The organism is Streptomyces sp. NH27 (assembly GCF_056859195.1).
Genome location: NZ_JACEGK010000118.1, coordinates 1 through 16480 on the forward strand (window position 1 = coordinate 1; position 16480 = coordinate 16480).

Sequence of the window (16480 nt, forward strand, 5' to 3'; positions counted from 1 at the left end):
CACCAGCAGCAGTCCTCGCCCGCCCTCTTCGTCGGCGGTGGCCGCACACGGCGTCGGGTCCCCCTCGCCGCGCCCCTGATCGGTCACTTCGAGTCGCACCGCCGAGCCGACGTCATGCAGTGCACACGTGATCTTCGTGCTGGCGGTGTGCCGGACCGCGTTGGTGAACAGCTCGGTCACCACGAGCCCCGCGTCGTCCCTCAGTTCGGTGTCGGCTCCCCATTCCCGCAGCCGGGCCCGTATCCGTGCGCGGGCGTCCGCCACGGACGCGCTCAGCGCGGGCAACCGGAAGACGTCCTGGCGCCCGGGGGCGCGGACGTCCGCCCGGCAGTCGGGCCGGAGAGCGTGAGTTGAAAGGACCACCCCGTAACTATGGGCCCCGCCCCGCACACATGGCAAGGTCCGAACTGTAAATTACAGAATCGACAGGACATGCTGTTCCTGGCGCTGACGACATGACACACTGCTTGTCAGTCAAGGGAGTTGGAGGATGAGGCACGTGATGGACCCCAGGCCGGGCGGAGCCCCGACGGTCCTGCGCATGGTGCTCGGAAAACGCCTCCAGGACCTCCGTGAGAAGGCCGGCCTCAGCTTCGAGCAGGCCGGCCGCGCCCTTGATGTGACCCACGCCACGATCCGGCGGATGGAAAAGGCCGAAGTCGGGCTGAAAATCCCCTATGTGGAGAAGCTGCTCACCACCTACGGAGTCACCACCCCCGACGAGATCGGCGGCTTCCTCGCGCTGTGCCGCGAGGCCAACCGACCCGGCTGGTGGCACAACTTCCGCGACGTACTGCCCGAGTGGTTCAGCGCCTTCGTCAGCCTCGAAGGCGAGGCGTCCGTCATCCGCGCCTACGAACCGCACTACGTCCCAGGGCTGCTCCAGGTCCCCAGCTACGCCCAGGCCGTGCTGCGCGCCGGGCTGCCCAACGCAGGCCCCGAGGAGATCGACCGGCTGGTCACGCTGCGGGTCGAGCGGCAGGCGCTGCTCGGCCGCGACGAGGCGCCGCTGCTGTGGGTCGTGATGGACGAGACGGTGCTGCGCCGGCCGATCGGCGGCCACAAGGTGATGCGCGAGCAGTTGGGCGCCCTGATCGACGCCGCCGACCTGCCCAACGTGCGCCTCCAGGTGATCCCGTTCGCCGCGGGGCCGCACCCGGCCATGTACGGGCCGTTCCACATCTTCCGGTTCCAGCTCAAGGAGATCCCGGACATCGCCTACACGGAGAGTCTGGTGGGCGGCGCCTACTTCGACGACCGCGACGACGTGTCCACCTTCCTCGAAGCCCTCGACCGGATGTGCGCGCAGGCAGCGCCGGCACAGAGCACCAAGGCCATCCTCGATGGCATGCGCAAGGAGATCTGAACCATGGATCGCGTCACCAACGACAGCATCTACAACGGAATGCCCGCCACGGAACTCGGCGCGGACGGCTGGCGAAAGCCGTGGAGCGGCGGCAACGGCGGCTCCTGCGTGGAGGCGAAGAGACTCAACGACGGCCGGGTGGCGCTGCGCCAGTCCACCGATCCCGAGGGCCCCGCGCTCATCTACACCAACCACGAGATCACCACGTTCATCGAGGGCGCCAAAGCCGGCGACGCGGACTTCCTGCTCGGATGACCGGCACCTGCCGCCGGCCCAGCCGGCTGCGACACCCCGACCAGGCAACGACGAAGCGGAGGACCGCGTGACCGAGCAGGGCTTTGCCGTCGGTGAGATCGACACCAGCCGACCGCATCCGGCACGGATGTACGACTACTACCTCGGCGGCAAGGACAACTACGAGGTGGACCGGGAAGCCGCCGACCGCGTCATCGACACGGTCCCCGAGGTCGTCGTCGGTGCCCGCGCGAACCGGGACTTCCTCCAGCGGGCGGTGCGCTTCCTCGCGGAGCGCGGGGTGCGGCAGTTCATCGACATCGGCACCGGCATCCCCACCTCGCCGAACACCCACGAGATCGCCCACTCGGTCGCGCCCGACGCACGGATCGCCTACATCGACAACGATCCGATCGTCGCCACCCACGCCGGCGCCCGCCTGCTCGGCACCGGCAACACCGGCTTCTTCCTGGCCGACATGCGCGACCCGCAGACGATCCTGCACCACCCCACCATCAGCGACCTGATCGACTTCGACCAGCCGGTCGCGCTGATGCTGGTGTCGGTCCTGCACTTCGTCGGCGACGACGAGGACCCGCACGGCACCGTGGCCACGCTGTGCGACGCGCTGCCGGACGGCAGTTACCTGGTGCTCTCGCACGCCACCGGCGACTTCCACGCCAGGAAGGCCGAGGACGTGACGGCGGTCTACAAGAACGCCACCGCCCTGCTCACCCCGCGCACCCACGCCGACGTGCTGGGACTCTTCGACGGGTTCGACGTGGTCGAGCCCGGCCTGGTCCAGGTGAACCACTGGCGGAACGAGGTGCCCGAGGACACCCCGCCGGTCGGCGTCTACGGGGCCGTCGGCCGCAAGCGGTGAGCGATCGCCGGCCGGTCTGAGGACGGCCGCTCTCGAACAGGGGCCCTGCCGAGGTGCCCGGCCCGTGTCAGGGGAAGGACGCGCCCGGGAAGCCACCCGACGGGGCCCCACACCTGTCCGCACACCTATTCCGCGTACGTGCCTGCCCGCCGGTCCACCCGCTCGCCCGCCCGCGTGCGTCAGTGCGGCGTTCCGATCGCGACGGTCACGTCGTCCAGCGACGCGGCGAAGTCCGCGCCCAGCGCGCGCGACGGGGTCTGGAAGCCCGCGGCCAGATCGGGCAGCCGCTGCACGATCCGCAGCACCGAGTCGCTCGTCATCCGGTACGGGTTCGGGCCGGTCAGAGTGGCGGTCGCCTTGTTGCCCGCCGCGTCGGTGGCCTGCCCCCACACCTCGCTGCGGCTGCCGGCCAGCCGCCGCTCGCCCGGCCCGCGCACCAGCCGGCCCACCGCGCCCGAGACCGCGCCGCGCAGCGGACCGAACCGTACCGCCCGGGAGACGGCCACCACGGCCTGCGGCATCGCGGTGTACGTGGTGACGTCCGGGATGCCGGTCGAGTGGTAGGCGGTGCTCACGTCGCCCCACGGGATCGACACCACCGTGCGGGCACCCGAGGGGAAGGCGGCCCGCACCTGGCGGGAGCCCAGCGGCACCGAACGGATCTCGCCACCGCTGCGGATACGGCCGCCGTCGGGCGTGCCCTCCACCAAGGTGCGGGCGGTGCCGGGGCTCACGCCGCCGCCGGTCAGGAACGCCAGGTCGAGCTGGGTGGCGTCCGGCAGCCGGGCCGCCAGCAGCGCCGCCACGCAGTCGGTCGGCACCACGTCGAAGCCGGCGCCCGGCAGCAGGATGATCCCCGCCGCCTCCGCGCGGGTGCCGAGCGCGCGCAGCGACTCGAACACGTCGATCTCGCCGGTGATGTCCAGGTAGGGCGTCCGCGTCTCCACGCACGCGTGCGCCATCGGCAGCGCGGTGCGGGCGAACGGCCCCGCGCAGTGCGCCACCGCCGTCACGTCCTTCAGCCCGCGGCGGATCGCGGTCGGCTCGGACAAATCGAACACCCGGTGCTCCAGGCCGAGTTCGGCGGCGAACGGGACCAGCTTCGCGGCGTTGCGACCGGCCAGCACGGGGCGCTGGCCCTGCGCGACGGCACGGCGGGCGATCAGGCGACCGGTGTACCCGGTGGCCCCGTACAACAGCCAGGTCATGGAGTGTGATCCTTCCGCGGCGGTGCTACGAGAGCTGACCGGAACCGTACACGCGCGGTCTGTCAGGCCGCTATTCAGTAGGCGGGGGGCGGCCGACGTGCGAGGCTTGGGGCATGACCGACGCAAAGCAGGCGGCCGACGCGGCCGCCGACAGCAGTTCGCTGGATGCGGAAGCGGCCGCACCGGCCGATTCCGCGGCACCGGAAGGGGAAGGCTCGGCGGCACCCGCCGAGGACGACGTGAAGCGCAAGTTCCGTGAGGCGCTGGCGCGCAAGCAGGGCGGGCACGGCGGAGGCGGCACCGCGGGGACCGGACCGGACCAGTCCAAGGTCCACGGCGCCCACGGCCGCGCGGGCGGAGCACGCGAGTTCCGCCGCAAGTCGGGGTAACGGGACCCTCCGGGGTGCCCCTGGTCGCGGTTCACGGGACCTTGCGGTCCGCGGTGGCGTGTCGCGCGGTTCTCCCCCGGGCTGCGCCGGGAGGTGCCCCACCTCCCGGGCTTCGCCTGGGGGTACCCCAGCGCCCCTGGTTCGGTGCGGCTCCCTCCGCCTCCGCGCGGAAGGAGGGCAACCTCCAAGCACGGTGGGCGGTCAAGGGTGAGCTTGCTCATCGCGCAGCGACGCCGCAGGCGCCCTTGACGGCCCGGCGTGCCCCGTACCGTGCGGGAGGGGGCGGGCCCCGGCCACCTGATGAGCGCCGCGTGCTGCTGCTTGCCCTGGTGGCGTGTGGTGGTGCGTCAGCACGTTCAACGAGTGAGTTCTGGGGAGTGGTCGCGGTTGCCGTCGTCCGATGCTGCGTGCGGGGAGCCGGAGGAGTTCACTTCGGGTCGCGCGCACGAGGTGATGGTCGAGGCGTGCCGCGTCGCGGGGTTGGACCCGGAGGGCGCACGGTTGATCCGGCTGGGGGAGAACGCTCTCGCACCTGCTCGTTGAAGTCCCGCACAGGGGCCGGGATCAGAGGTGTCCACCACCCGGGGGGAAGATCCGACACCGGCCCAACACCCTCCGGCCGGGCCGCGATCCCCCACCGCACCCATCAGGCACAACACGGCCACCACGACAAGACCCCGGCCGTCCCCAAATCGGGAAGCCAGGGCCTTGGCCATGCCGGTACCGCTGCGCTAAACACCGCTCCACAAGGCGAACTCACGCAGCGGATCGCTCGCCCGCTGCCGGGCCCGCAACAACGCCGCCACCGTCTCGTGCACACCCGGGTGATAGCGGGATTGCTGCGGTGCCACCTTCCTGGCCTGCTTCAACGACGTGAGTGCCTCGTCATGACGCGCGGTCCACGCTTCCGCGCGGGCTCGGTCCACCCAATAGTGCCCAGCTCGCGCCTGGGGATAGTCCCCGGGTAGACGCACCTCCCGTGCCTCTTCCAACGCACGAGCGTGCTTATCCCGGTCGCTGGCCGCCGACATGCGATGAATGACGACGTTCACCGGTCCGAACACCAGCCCATAGTCCCGGGTTTCACCGGTCTGCTCAGCAATCTCCCCAGCCGCACTGAGTAGATCCTCCGTGCCGCTGGCGCTCTTGCTCCGGCTGGTGAGAATTGCGCCCTTGAGGTACAGCGCGCCACGCACGGCCCGGGTCGCCTGTACACCGTCATCGTCCAGGTCCCGCAACGCTTGCTGCACGAGGAGAAACCCGCGATCAGGGCGGGCGGCGTCTGCCAACATCTGCGCGCGGTCCCAGCGCTCAATGGCCACCTGCCGGGGATCGCCGGACACTGGAGCAGATACTGCCATACGGGCCAAAGCCAGGCGCGCGAGGTCCATGAACCCGATATTCCGGCTGACCACGTAGGTCGTACGGCACAACTCCGACTGAAGCCACGCCGCCTGCTCCAAGGCCCGGCCTGGCCGTTGGGTCAGGACATGAGCCCCCACCTCGGCAAGCAACGTAGGAAGCGCCTGAGCGATCTCGATATACCGGGCTGCGGCACGCAGTTCCCCAAGCGAGGCGACTTCAGTCGCCAGTGCGCCGAGGGACCGCGGCGGAGGATCACCCGCGCCAAGCGGGATGTCCCAGGCGTCCAGCGCGGCCCCGATGGGAGTGATCAGCCGGTCAAGCTGGTCGTGCTGGAGCATGTTGACGTACGGCTGGCCATACAGGACCGGCAGGGTGACCCCGAGGGCACGCGCAACAGCGGCGGCCACGACAGGACTGGGAGCCCGATCGCCGTTTTCGACGCGGGAGAGTTGGCTGATGGAGACATGTGCGCGCCGCCCCAACTCGCGTAGCGAGTAGCCACGGAGCGTGCGAAGTTCGCGGATACGCGTCCCTGCGCTCTCGGTGGGCGCGTCGGCGGTGAACGGCATGCTGGCTCCCGTCGCGGCTGACACCCACAATGTACCCTCGCAGACGCCGCAAACTGCACGCCCTCGGCACCTACCCCGGTGGGAACCGCCAAGCAACCCAAGGCCCCCAACTCGTACACGACTTCTACGGCTGGGACTTTGGTCTTACCCGAGCCCTTGCGGCGGTGGACCATCACCAGTGCCGGCGGGCGCAGCGTCGATGGCGTGCGGTCCCCCGGGACGTGGGTTCGGTGATTGCCACCAGGCGGAGCCAGAAAGCACGTTGGCCCCCACCGAGGCAGGGGCCGAGCGCGGGTCCCCACGGCTTGCCGGGGGTACCGTTCTGAGTGTCGGAGTCAGAACGGAGCACGGTATGCCCCACAGCACTGACGATCACATCGGCGCTCGGATCGCCGATTACCGAAAATTGCGCCAGATTACCCAAATGGGTTTGGCGCAACGCGCCTACGTGTCGCGAGGAAAGATCGCCAAGATTGAGGCCGGACTCACCCCGGCTACGCCCGCCATAGTGGCGGCTGTTGCTCGCATTCTCGAAGTAGATGTGGCCGCACTGAACGGCCAGCCTTACACCTTGGAGATGCGGCAAGACAAACTTGATCGCATGATCTCGCCACTGTCGGACGCACTCGATATGTATGACCTTGGGCCAGATCTTGATATCAGCCCGAGAAGACTGGATCTGATTGCGGCAGATATTGAGAAGTTGTGCATCGGCGCGTGTGCAACCGAGTACAAGGGTGTTGGATCGAAGCTTCCTGGACTATTGGGCGAACTGACTACCGCATTCAGTATTTTACCGAATGGCGCGGAGAAGCGGCAGGCAGCGGTCTCTTTGAGTTGGGCCTACTGGGTGACCTACGAGTTCGCGTACCGCCTCGGGTATCACCAATTGGCATTAATCGCCCTTGAGAGAATGGGCTGGATGGCCGAGCAGGCGCAGGACCCGTTGCTTCTCGCCCTGCGGCTGAGCAAGCGCAGCAGCATGCTACTGCGACGCGGCAATAACCAGATGGCACTGAAGGTTCTGGAGCGCGGACATCAGTTCGTGGAGCAACATGATGCCACGCAATCCGTTTCCGCATTGGCCGTCTCGGGGACTCTTTATCTAGCGGGGGCAATCGCCGCAGCTCAGGCAAAGAACGCAGACGATGTGAATGGCCAACTGGAGTTGGCCCGCAAGGCGGCAACACAGATTGGTCGAGACGTCCCTCACGTCTACTGGGCATCATTCGGCATGACAAACGTGGAACATTTCGGCGTAGCAACCTCCGTGGAGCTTGGGAAACTCGGGGATGCAATGAAGTCGGCCCGACGCCTTCATTTCCCAGCCGATCACCCTAGGATGCGCGTCGGCAGGTATCACATCGAAATGGGGCGTGCATATGCCCAGATGGGAAAGGCGGAATTGGCGGAAAAATCCCTGCGCGACGCGAGGCAGATTGCTCCGCAACAGGCCAGGTACCACCCGTTGGTGCGGGAGACCATCGCTGTCTTGGTACGCCGACAGCGACGGGCGCCAGAAGGGCTGGCCTCACTTGCCGCTTGGGTTGGCATGTAACCAGCTTGGTTGTCAAGGGTCGTGGTGTTCTTCTTTCGGGAACACCACGACCCTTCCGCGTCGGCATGCTGATGGTCAGTAAGGACCCCCGCGACCGTGCGACCGGCCCGGGGGCGTGGCCAACGCTCGCCAAGGAGCGCCGACAGTGTCAGACAGTATCGTCCAACTGCTTGCGGGGATGAGCGATTTAGCTCGTTCCCGCCACGGCGGCCAACGCAGCGCCGGGCCGGCCCCCACCCCCGCCGTCACCTGCGGCGGGTCCAAGACCGGTGAGGTGGCGGTGTGATGCGGCTACTTCCCTGGACGGGTGAAGGCGGCCGGCCTGCCTACCTGAGCACCGATGACGAGGGTTCGTACCTGTCCCGGCTGGCCGACAACCTTGAGGCCGTGCAGCTCGGGATGGCCGAAGACCTTCTGGAATACGTGCTGAAGTCCATGGCGGAGGAGAAGCCGTCCGACACCGAACTGCGCTCGATGGTCACGCACTTGAGTGGGTCGCTGAGGGACGCTGTGCGCGTTGCCCAGAGCAGAGGCGACCGTCTGCCCGTACCTGATGACGACGAGCTGTATGCCGCAGCGGAAGCCGCCGTGGACCGGGAGATCGCCCGATGAGGGCGTGCGGCGCGGCACCGCTACACGGCTGGCGCCCGCGCAGGCCCCGGCAGGGATCACCGTGTATCCGGGAGTGGGGCGTACTCGCATGCGGGGTGAGCGAGTGATCCGCAAGTGGGGCCTTGTCCTGCTGCGCGACGCTGGTGTGCACGATCGAGGTGCACCGAGGGCCGGTTCACTACGGTGCGGCGCTCAACTTGCGTGGGCCGGAGGCCGGGACGTTGTGGGCGTTGTGGCGGGATGGTGGCGCTCCGAGCGCGGTGATCGAGATACCGGACTGCCCGGCCGGGCGTGAAGTGGACTGCCCGTGCAGCGAGTTCGAGGGGCACCCGGGCGGGCACAGCTGGGAGCTGGACGACCCGCCCCGGATGGCGACGGCGTTTCCGCTACGAGGGCGTCCGCTGCTCTGAGCGTGCGGCCTCCGATTATTTTGAACGACAAGGAAGACGCGATGAGTACTTCTTCTACGGCTTCTACGGCCGAGTCTCCGGCTTTACCCGAGCCCTTGCGGCGGTGGACCGTCACCAGTGCCGGCGGGCGTAGCGTCGAGGGTCATTTGCCGTACTGGGCGAAGGATGATCCCAGCGAGCACAACGTGTCCGAGGAACAGTGGGACGGGTGTGTCGCCGACGTGCACCACAGCATGTCGTTCGCTGGGCGGAGGATGCCCGTCTATGCCGTCGCGGGTCGGGTTGTCGGGCCGGTGGTGGAGGAGGTCCTTTCGTCGACGTTGGATTGCGCCCCGTATGCGCAGTCGCCGGAGCCGTGTGTGCCGGTGGTCAATGTGCATGTGTGTGGGGAGAGTTGGCTCACTGATCTCGCGCCGGAGGATCTGGCGCGGCTCGCCTCGGACTTGAGGTGGCTGGTGCTGCGTCTTGACCGTGAGGTGCGGCCCGCGTTGGTCGCGGCGCGGGAGGACTGGTTCACCCATGCGGCTCCCGAACTGCGGGCGCTGGTGCAGGCGCGCGGCACGGGGTGGTCGCCGCGTTCGCGTTCCCGCCCGCGCAGGCTGCACCAGGAGCCCGTGGCGTTGACCTGGGCTCGGGAGAGGGCCGGCCTCACCAAGCGGGCGCTGGCCGATGAGATCGGCATCTCCGAGCAACTGATGGGCGAGTTCGAATCGGGCTGGCGCAACGCCGGAGCAACGCGCCTTCGGGAGATCGCCAAGGTGCTGAACTGCCCGGTCGTCGCGTTGGAACGCAAGCGTGAGGAGCAACCCGCCACGAAGGAGCCGAAGGAGCCGAAGGTGCACCAGGTCACCGGCCCGGCTGCGAACGCGTAGCCGTCTCGTAGCGGCGGTGAGCCGGCAGGCCCCGTTCGATCTCGGTCGGGCGGGGTCCTTCCGCATGTGCGCGGGTACTTCGGTTGCCTTCCAAGGGCGGTTGTCTCCGCCTGGGCGGTCAGCTGGCAGTTCACCCTGGACTGACGGCTTGTCAGACCTCTCTGCAAAGATCGCTGGTGCCTGAGAGGAGACAGCCGGCTCGCCTTTGCCGGTTGTCTCTGCGAGTCACTTCTTGAGGGGACGGCGATGTCGACCGACATGTACGGCGTGCGGGTTCTGAAAGTCGATCCGGACCGGCTCCGTGTCAGACTCCAGGTGTTCGTCGTCTATTACGACACTGAATCGCGCACGCACATGCCGCTGCCGCGCGAGGAGCCGGGCCTCTTCCTGCAGTTCCTCTGGGAGAGCGCAGCGGGCAATCTGAGCGACGGCGACGAACGCGAGGGTCCCCTGGACAGGGTGCTCAGCACCGACGACATCCTCAACTACGAATGGGTCGACACCAACGCACGCCGCTTCATCTCGGAGGTCCGGTGCATCGAGACGCTCAACTACCCGCCCACCGAGGAACGGTGGAAGGAACTACACGACTTCTACTACGAGCGTGGCGGCGCCTGGAAGGACGAGGACCTGCTGATCCAGGGCGAGTACGAGATACAGGTTACGGAACGTAAGTGGCTGGAACATCTGAGCGAGGGGCTGGCGTGGGCCTCGGCCTTCTTCCCGCTGAACGGCGACAGCTGGACCGCCGAGGACGCGCCGCACATCCCCGACCTGGCCCAACCGGCCTTCACCCTGCGGCCGTTCGAGACGGCAGGCAGCGTCAAGCGGGACGCCGTCTTGTACTTGGCGTTCTCGGACGACGGCAAGTTCCTGGCGGTGTGCAGCTTCGAGGGGCGGGTATGGGTCTACGACACGGCCGACTGGAGCGAGACCGTGCACACCCGGGCCGGTGACTGGATCGTGCCGCTGATGATGTGGGTGCCCGGCGAGCACGTCCTCGTGGTCAAGGGCTACAGCAGAGGGGGCGAGCCGGAGAAGGAGGTGCAGTGGGCCTATGACGTGGACCAGGGCACGCAGGTCGAAGCGCCCTACCAGCGCGGCCATCTGCGCTCGCGCGACGGCGCGTTCCGGGTCCGCCCCAACGGTGGTCCCGAGGGCGGTTACGACCTGCACGGGGATGAGCGTGAGCCCTCCCGCAAGGTGGCCCACGCCGACCACTGGGACCCGATCCAGTGCAAGGCATTCTCCGGCGATTCCTCGCGACTGTTCCTCGGCGCCCAGGAGAACCTGTACGTGGTCGACCCGGCGACGGGTGAGGTGACCGACAAGGTCATGGACGCCTCGGAACGGCTGTTCAAGCTCGCCTCCAACCCGGACGGGAGTTACCTGGTGGTCGGCAGCGCCAGCCGCAAGCTGCATTATCTGAGGTTCGGCGAGGACCGGCCGCACGAGTTGTGCATCTGGCGGATGACCGACAAGAAGATCATCCTCGGACACCAGCTCAGGACGTACGTCTCCGACCTCGCCTGGTCCCCGAACGACGGCCGCTGGCTCGCCGTCGCCCTGAAGCCCATAGGCGACGGCCAGTTCCACTGTGGCAAGACGGAGATTGCCGTCTTCCAGATGGGGCCAAGCGATCGCTGAGCGGGAGACAGTGGGCTTGGGCCGACCGGCTGTATAGGGTCGAACGGTGACCACGAACCCGCTGCTGAGCCCGAGCCCGAGCCCGCTGCCGTACGGCCTGCCCGCCTTCGCCGAGCTGGACGACGCCCACTACCTCCCGGCGTTCAAGCAGGGCATCGCATCGCACACCGCGGAGGTCGAACGGATCGCGGCGGACCCCGAACCCCCCACGTTCGCCAACACACTGGAGGCGATGGAGCGTTCGGGCGCACTGCTGGCGCGGGTGGCGGCGGTGTACGGCAACCAGGAGTCCGCGCACGTCACCGACGGCATACAGGAGATCGAGGCCGAGGTCAGCGCGATGACGGCCGCGCACACCGACGAGGTGTACCTGAACGAGCGGCTCTACGCACGGATCAAGGCGCTGTACGACGCACGCGACACCCTCGGCCTGGACGCGGAGTCGCTGCGGCTGCTGGAGCGGTACCGGACCGACTTCGTACGCGCCGGCGCGGAGCTGCCGCAGGACGGCCGGGCCCGGCTGCGCGCGCTGAACGCGCGGATCGCGGCCGCGAGCACCGAGTTCGGGCAGAACCTGCTGGCCGCCAACAAGGACGGCGCCCTGGTGCTCGACGACCCCGCGCAGCTGTCCGGGCTGTCGGCGGACGCGGTCGCGGCCGCCGCGGCGAACGCCCGCGAGCTGGGCCACGACGGCAAGTGGGTGCTGAGCCTGTGGAACTTCACCGACCAGCTCGAACTCGCCGTCCTCGACGACCGCGAGGTACGGCGCCGCCTCCTGGCCGCCGCCATGGACCGCGCGCAGGACACCAACGGCCCGCTCGCCGTCACCCTGGCCACCCTGCGCGCCGAGCGTGCCGCGCTGCTCGGCTACGACAGCCACGCCGCGTACACCGTCGCCGACACCACCGCCGGCAGCACCGAGGCCGTGACCGCCCTGCTGGAGCGCCTGGTGCCGCCCGCCGTGGCCAACGCCCGTCGCGAGGCCGACGCGCTCGCCGAGACCGCCGGCGCACCGATCGAGGCGTGGGACTGGGCGTACTGGTCGGAGAAGGTCCGCAAGGAGCGCCACTCCGTCGACCAGGCCGCGCTGCGCCCGTACCTCGAACTGGAGTCGGTGCTGCGCGACGGCGTCTTCCACGCCGCCCACGAGGTGTACGGGATCACCGTCACCGAGCGGCCCGACCTGGACGGCTACCACCCCGACGTCCGGGTGTTCGAGGTCTTCGACGCCGACGGCAGCGGGCTCGGGCTGTTCCTGATCGACTTCTTCGCCCGGCCGACGAAGCGCGGCGGCGCCTGGATGAACGCGCTGGTCCCGCAGTCCGGGCTGCTCGGCCGGCGGCCGGTGATCGTCAACAACCACAACATCGCCAAGCCCGCGCCCGGCGAGCCCGCGCTGCTGACGTTCAGTCAGGTCGACACGCTCTTCCACGAGTTCGGGCACGCCCTGCACGGGCTCTTCTCCGACGTGCGCTACCCGTTCTTCGCCGGCACCGCGGTGCCGCGCGACTTCGTGGAGTACCCCTCGCAGGTCAACGAGATGTGGTCGACCTGGCCCGAGGTGCTGGCCCGGTACGCCCGCCACCACGAGACCGGCGAGCCGATGCCGCAAGACATGGTGGCCCGGATGCTGGCGGCCGCACGGTTCGGGGAGGGCTTCGCGACCGTCGAGTACCTGGCGGCCGCGCTGCTGGACTGGGCATGGCACTCGCTGCCGGCCGGCACCGACCCCGGTGACCCGCTGGAGTTCGAGGCCCGCGCCCTCGCGGCGGCCGGGATCGACCTGCCCGCGATCCCGCCGCGCTACCGCACCACCTACTTCAACCACGTCTTCGGCGGCAACTACAGCGCCGGCTACTACTCCTACATCTGGAGCGAGGTGCTGTACGCCGACACCGTGGACTGGTTCGAGAGCCACGGCGGCATGCGGCGCGCCAACGGCGAGACCTTCCGCCGCGAGCTGCTCGCGAAGGGCGGCAGCAAGGACCCGATGGCCGCGTTCGTCGCGGTGCGCGGCCGTGCGCCCCGGGTCGAGCCGCTGCTCGCCCGCCGCGGCCTGCGGTAGCCGGCCCCCGGGCTGCCGGCGCCCACGGCGGGCGGGCGCCGGCGGTCGGGGCGGTGGGGGCCGCGCCGGGTGGTCAGTTCGGGGCGTTCATCAGGTCGATGACGTAGGCGTCCAGCCGCGCGTCCGCCGCCCGCGTGGTCAGCTCCGCCCGGCCCGCCTGCCGCCAGGGCCGTGCGGTGTCGCGCAGGTCGCCGGCGAAGGCCAGCGCGTCCAGCAACCGCCAGTAGCGCCGTTCCGGTGCGGTGGCGGCGAGCGTGCCGCCGGCCGCCTCGTACTCCGCCGCGAACCGCCCGCCCCACGAAGAGCCGTGCAGCAGCGCCAGGTTGGTGGAGCAGTGCGCCACGTCGAGGTCCGCCGGGCCCCATGAGGTCTGCACCCAGTCGACGACGCCGGTGATCCGCGGGCGCGGGCCCGCCAGGTCGAACAGGACGTTGCCGGGGTGGAAGTCGCGGTGCAGGAACCGTCCGGCGAAAGGCGGCGCCGGTTTCCCGATCACGTCGATCGCGGCGGACCAGGCCGCCGGGTCGGCGCTCTCCGGCCGGACGACGGTGTCGGCGGTCGTCCACGCCTCGTACGCGGGCGGGCGCCGCGCGGGCCGCACCGCGTGGATCGCCACGAGCGCGCGGGCCAGCAGCCGGACGCGTGCGTCCAACTCCTCGTCGTCGAAGACCGTCCGGCCGGGCAGATGCGTCATGAGCAGCGACGGGTACTCGCACCACGCGGCGGCCGGGTCGGCGGCGACCAGCACGGGCGCCGGCACACCGCCGCCCGCGGGCACACCGGGCGCACCGAGCACGTCGAGGGCGTCGGCCTCACGGCCGAGCAGGTCCTCGGCGTGCTCGACGAAGAACGGATGGGTGAAGGTCCGCAGCACCAGGTGCCGCACCCCGCCCGCCGGTCCGGTGACCGTCAGCCGCCGCATCTCGGCGCTGATGCCGCCGTGCAGCGGCTCGGCCCCGGTGATCCTCTCGCCGGGCCGCAGGTGCCGCCCGGCCCAGGCGAGCGTGCGCGGCCGTATCGCCTCGTCGTCGACGGTCATCGCCGGGCGGCTACGCGTCCGCGACCTGGTCCCGCTGCGCCGGGGCGGGCGGCGGCCACGGGCTCCAGCCGGTCTCGGGGGTGACGGCGACCTCGCGCCACCAGGGGAAGGCGGCCGGCGCGGTGACGGGCTCGAAGGGCTGCCCGACGAGCGGGGTGACGGCCTGTACGCCGGAGCGGTGGGCGGCGTCGAGGGTGCCCTCGCCGGGGTCGGACCAGGCGTGCGGGGCGAGGTTGAAGGTCCCCCAGTGGATGGGCAGCATCACGCCGTGCGAGGTGCCGCCGGACAGGTCGAGGTGGGTGCGGACGCCCTCGGCAGGAGTCATGTGGATGTCCGGCCAGAACTCGCTGTACGCGCCGATCTGGATCATGGTGGCGTCGAACGGGCCGTGCAGCTGGGCGATGTCGGCGAAACCGGGGAAGTAGCCGGTGTCGCCGCTGTGGTAGATCCGGTGGATGTCGTCGGTGACGACCCAGGAGGCCCACAGGGTCTGCTGCCGGCCGCGCAGGCCGCGCCCGCAGAAGTGCCGCGCCGGGGTGGCGGTCAGGGTCAGCCCGGCCACCTGTGTGGACTCGTGCCAGTCCAACTCGCGCAGCCGGTCCGCCGGCACCCCCCAGTGCTCCAGGTGCGAACCGACGCCCAGCGGCACCACGAAGACCGCGCCGCCGCGGATCAGCGCGATGATCGTCGGCATGTCGAGGTGGTCGTAGTGGTCGTGGGAGATCACCACGGCGTCGATACCGGTCAGCGACTCGACCGGCACGGGTGCGGGGTGCACCCGCTTGGGCCCGGCGAACGCGAACGGCGAGCACCGCTCGCCCCACACCGGGTCGAAGAGCACCCGCCGGCCGCCGATCTCGGCGAGCACCGAGGAGTGGCCCATCCACGTCAGCCGCAGGCCCGAGGCCGGCGGCTTGGCGAGGTCGGCGAGCGTGGTGGGGTGCAGCGGGACCGGCCGGGCCGGCTTGCGGCCCAGCCGCGCGTCCTTGCGGAGGTTGGCCGGCAGCGCCTTCAGCATGCCGCCGCTGGGGGTGGTGCGGGCGCCGACCGGGTTCACGAAAGCCCCGTCGGCGTAGTTGGGTGAGGCGAGAATGCGCTCCAGCCGCGCGCCCGCGGGGTCCGCGCCGAAGGGTGCGGGCCGCAGCTTCACGAGGTGGGACGGCTGTCGGCGGGCGCCGGTCACGGCTCCTCCTGGCGATCGTCGGGCGGCGGGGTATCCGCCGCTTCCATTATGCGGGGCGGTCGCGGAACCGCTCCGGTGAACGCGATGAGCTCTCGATCACCCGAAGGCGACCGCCAGTTGGTCCCGAACCGGAACGTAGCCCAGCCGCCGGTAGACGTGGTTGCTCACCGGGTTGGCCAGGTCGGTGAAGAGCAAGACGTCACGCGCCCCGGTGTCCAGCGCGGCCCGCGACACTGCCGCGGTGACGGCTCCCGCGTAGCCGCGCCCGCGCAGCGCGGCCGGGGTGTAGACGGCGACGACCCGGATCGCGCCGTCCTCCGGCGACGTCATGCCCGCCATCGCGACGGGCTCGCCGTCGACCTCCCACAGGGTGCGGCCGCCGAACTGCAGGGCGTCCGCCACGACACGCTCCATGCCCGGGGTGGGGTCGCCGATGTCCCGGGCGAACTCCTCGTGCCAGCGCAGCAACAGGCTGAGGTCCTCCTGCCCGGCGACCCGGGCCCGGCCGGGTGGCGCGGGGCTGCGCGGCGTCAGGCTGCCGAGCCGGTGCAGCCGCTGCTCGCGCACGACCCGCGGCGCCGCGCCGGTCCGCTCCCGCCACGCCTCGCCGAACGCGCGCACCGTGTCCGCCTCCCCGCGCGCCCCTTCCAACGGGCCGTGCCACAGGGCGGCCAGCTCCCGCGATGCCTGCTGCGTGCCCCGCGAGAGCAGCGGCGGGTACGGCGGGGTGCGCAGGAACACGGCCTCCACCGCTCCCTCGTCGCGCGCCCGCCACCAGCCGAACAGCGGCGGCTGCTGCCCGTATATGTCGGAGCCCCGCCGGCGCAGCGTCCCGCAGATGGTCCGCAGCACGTTGTTCTCCACCGGGCGCTGGTCCAGGAAACCGCCGGCCGCGGCGGTGAACTCCGCCACCGACGAAGTGATCGTCCATCCCATCCGCCCATCCTCGCCCAGCCGGCCGGGCCCGCGCACAGGGAATTCCGGGCGGCGCGACGAGACGAGCACCGGTGGCGGCGGGCGTGCGGCTCGCCAACTCCCTTGTCGCGCGCCCGTGTTCGGTTGCGCGGGCGCGCGGCGGGG

Annotated in this window: 16 protein-coding genes; 10 read left to right on the forward strand and 6 right to left on the reverse strand. The window is 70.2% G+C overall.

The window, feature by feature from the left end:
- Nucleotides 1–363 (reverse strand): ATP-binding protein (locus tag AC13HU_RS12445; protein ID WP_483041880.1); only part of this gene is annotated, 363 nt, incomplete at its 3' end.
- 178 nt (nucleotides 364–541) lie between these two features.
- On the opposite strand from AC13HU_RS12445, the gene AC13HU_RS12450 reads away from it, so the two are divergent.
- From AC13HU_RS12450 to AC13HU_RS12460, 3 genes are all read left to right on the forward strand, one after another.
- Nucleotides 542–1366 carry a helix-turn-helix domain-containing protein gene (locus AC13HU_RS12450; protein ID WP_483041895.1) on the forward strand — a complete coding sequence of 275 codons (825 nt, stop codon included), beginning with the start codon at nucleotides 542–544 and terminating at the stop codon, nucleotides 1364–1366.
- A 3-nt stretch (nucleotides 1367–1369) separates the two neighbouring features.
- Nucleotides 1370–1621, forward strand: coding sequence for a DUF397 domain-containing protein (locus AC13HU_RS12455; RefSeq protein ID WP_483041881.1), 252 nt, complete (start codon nucleotides 1370–1372; stop codon nucleotides 1619–1621).
- Between the two features lie 67 nt (nucleotides 1622–1688).
- Nucleotides 1689–2483, forward strand: coding sequence for an SAM-dependent methyltransferase (locus AC13HU_RS12460; protein ID WP_483041882.1), 795 nt, complete (start codon nucleotides 1689–1691; stop codon nucleotides 2481–2483).
- Between the two features lie 179 nt (nucleotides 2484–2662).
- On the opposite strand, the gene AC13HU_RS12465 is transcribed toward AC13HU_RS12460, so the two are convergent.
- Nucleotides 2663–3691: a saccharopine dehydrogenase family protein gene (locus AC13HU_RS12465; protein WP_483041883.1), complete on the reverse strand. Its 1029-nt coding sequence runs from the start codon at nucleotides 3689–3691 to the stop codon at nucleotides 2663–2665.
- Between the two features lie 113 nt (nucleotides 3692–3804).
- Between AC13HU_RS12465 and AC13HU_RS12470 the strand changes: the two genes are divergently transcribed.
- Nucleotides 3805–4080: a DUF5302 domain-containing protein gene (locus AC13HU_RS12470; RefSeq protein WP_483041884.1), complete on the forward strand. Its 276-nt coding sequence runs from the start codon at nucleotides 3805–3807 to the stop codon at nucleotides 4078–4080.
- Between the two features lie 731 nt (nucleotides 4081–4811).
- On the opposite strand, the gene AC13HU_RS12475 is transcribed toward AC13HU_RS12470, so the two are convergent.
- Nucleotides 4812–6014 (reverse strand): helix-turn-helix domain-containing protein, encoded by a 1203-nt coding sequence (locus tag AC13HU_RS12475; RefSeq protein WP_483041885.1) that lies wholly within the window; start codon nucleotides 6012–6014, stop codon nucleotides 4812–4814.
- Between the two features lie 352 nt (nucleotides 6015–6366).
- Between AC13HU_RS12475 and AC13HU_RS12480 the strand changes: the two genes are divergently transcribed.
- The 6 genes from AC13HU_RS12480 (at nucleotide 6367) to AC13HU_RS12505 (ending at nucleotide 13178) form a co-directional block, all read left to right on the forward strand.
- Complete coding sequence (locus tag AC13HU_RS12480; RefSeq protein ID WP_483041886.1) at nucleotides 6367–7572, forward strand: helix-turn-helix domain-containing protein; 1206 nt, start codon at nucleotides 6367–6369, stop codon at nucleotides 7570–7572.
- Between the two features lie 145 nt (nucleotides 7573–7717).
- On the forward strand, nucleotides 7718–7858 hold the full coding sequence (locus tag AC13HU_RS12485; protein ID WP_483041887.1) for a hypothetical protein: 141 nt from the start codon (nucleotides 7718–7720) through the stop codon (nucleotides 7856–7858).
- Complete coding sequence (locus tag AC13HU_RS12490; RefSeq protein WP_483041888.1) at nucleotides 7858–8184, forward strand: hypothetical protein; 327 nt, start codon at nucleotides 7858–7860, stop codon at nucleotides 8182–8184. The genes AC13HU_RS12485 and AC13HU_RS12490 overlap by 1 nt, the downstream gene beginning before the upstream one ends.
- 430 nt (nucleotides 8185–8614) lie before the next feature.
- Complete coding sequence (locus AC13HU_RS12495) at nucleotides 8615–9466, forward strand: helix-turn-helix domain-containing protein (protein ID WP_483041889.1); 852 nt, start codon at nucleotides 8615–8617, stop codon at nucleotides 9464–9466.
- Nucleotides 9467–9712: 246 nt separating this feature from the next.
- Nucleotides 9713–11113, forward strand: coding sequence for a WD40 repeat domain-containing protein (locus AC13HU_RS12500; protein WP_483041890.1), 1401 nt, complete (start codon nucleotides 9713–9715; stop codon nucleotides 11111–11113).
- A gap of 46 nt (nucleotides 11114–11159) precedes the next feature.
- The gene (locus AC13HU_RS12505; RefSeq protein ID WP_483041891.1) at nucleotides 11160–13178 is read left to right on the forward strand and encodes a M3 family metallopeptidase; all 2019 of its coding nucleotides are present in this window, start codon (nucleotides 11160–11162) and stop codon (nucleotides 13176–13178) included.
- Nucleotides 13179–13251: 73 nt separating this feature from the next.
- Here the strand turns inward: AC13HU_RS12505 and AC13HU_RS12510 are convergent, their stop codons facing one another.
- The 3 genes from AC13HU_RS12510 to AC13HU_RS12520 all read right to left on the reverse strand — a co-directional run bounded on the left by AC13HU_RS12510 (nucleotide 13252) and on the right by AC13HU_RS12520 (nucleotide 16336).
- A complete protein-coding gene (locus AC13HU_RS12510) occupies nucleotides 13252–14217 on the reverse strand; it encodes a phosphotransferase family protein (protein ID WP_483041892.1) in 966 nt (321 codons plus the stop codon).
- A gap of 10 nt (nucleotides 14218–14227) precedes the next feature.
- Nucleotides 14228–15400 (reverse strand): MBL fold metallo-hydrolase, encoded by a 1173-nt coding sequence (locus AC13HU_RS12515; protein ID WP_483041893.1) that lies wholly within the window; start codon nucleotides 15398–15400, stop codon nucleotides 14228–14230.
- Nucleotides 15401–15496: 96 nt separating this feature from the next.
- Entirely contained in the window at nucleotides 15497–16336 is an 840-nt protein-coding gene (locus AC13HU_RS12520; RefSeq protein ID WP_483041894.1) for a GNAT family N-acetyltransferase, read from the reverse strand.
- Between the last annotated feature and the right edge of the window lie 144 nt (nucleotides 16337–16480).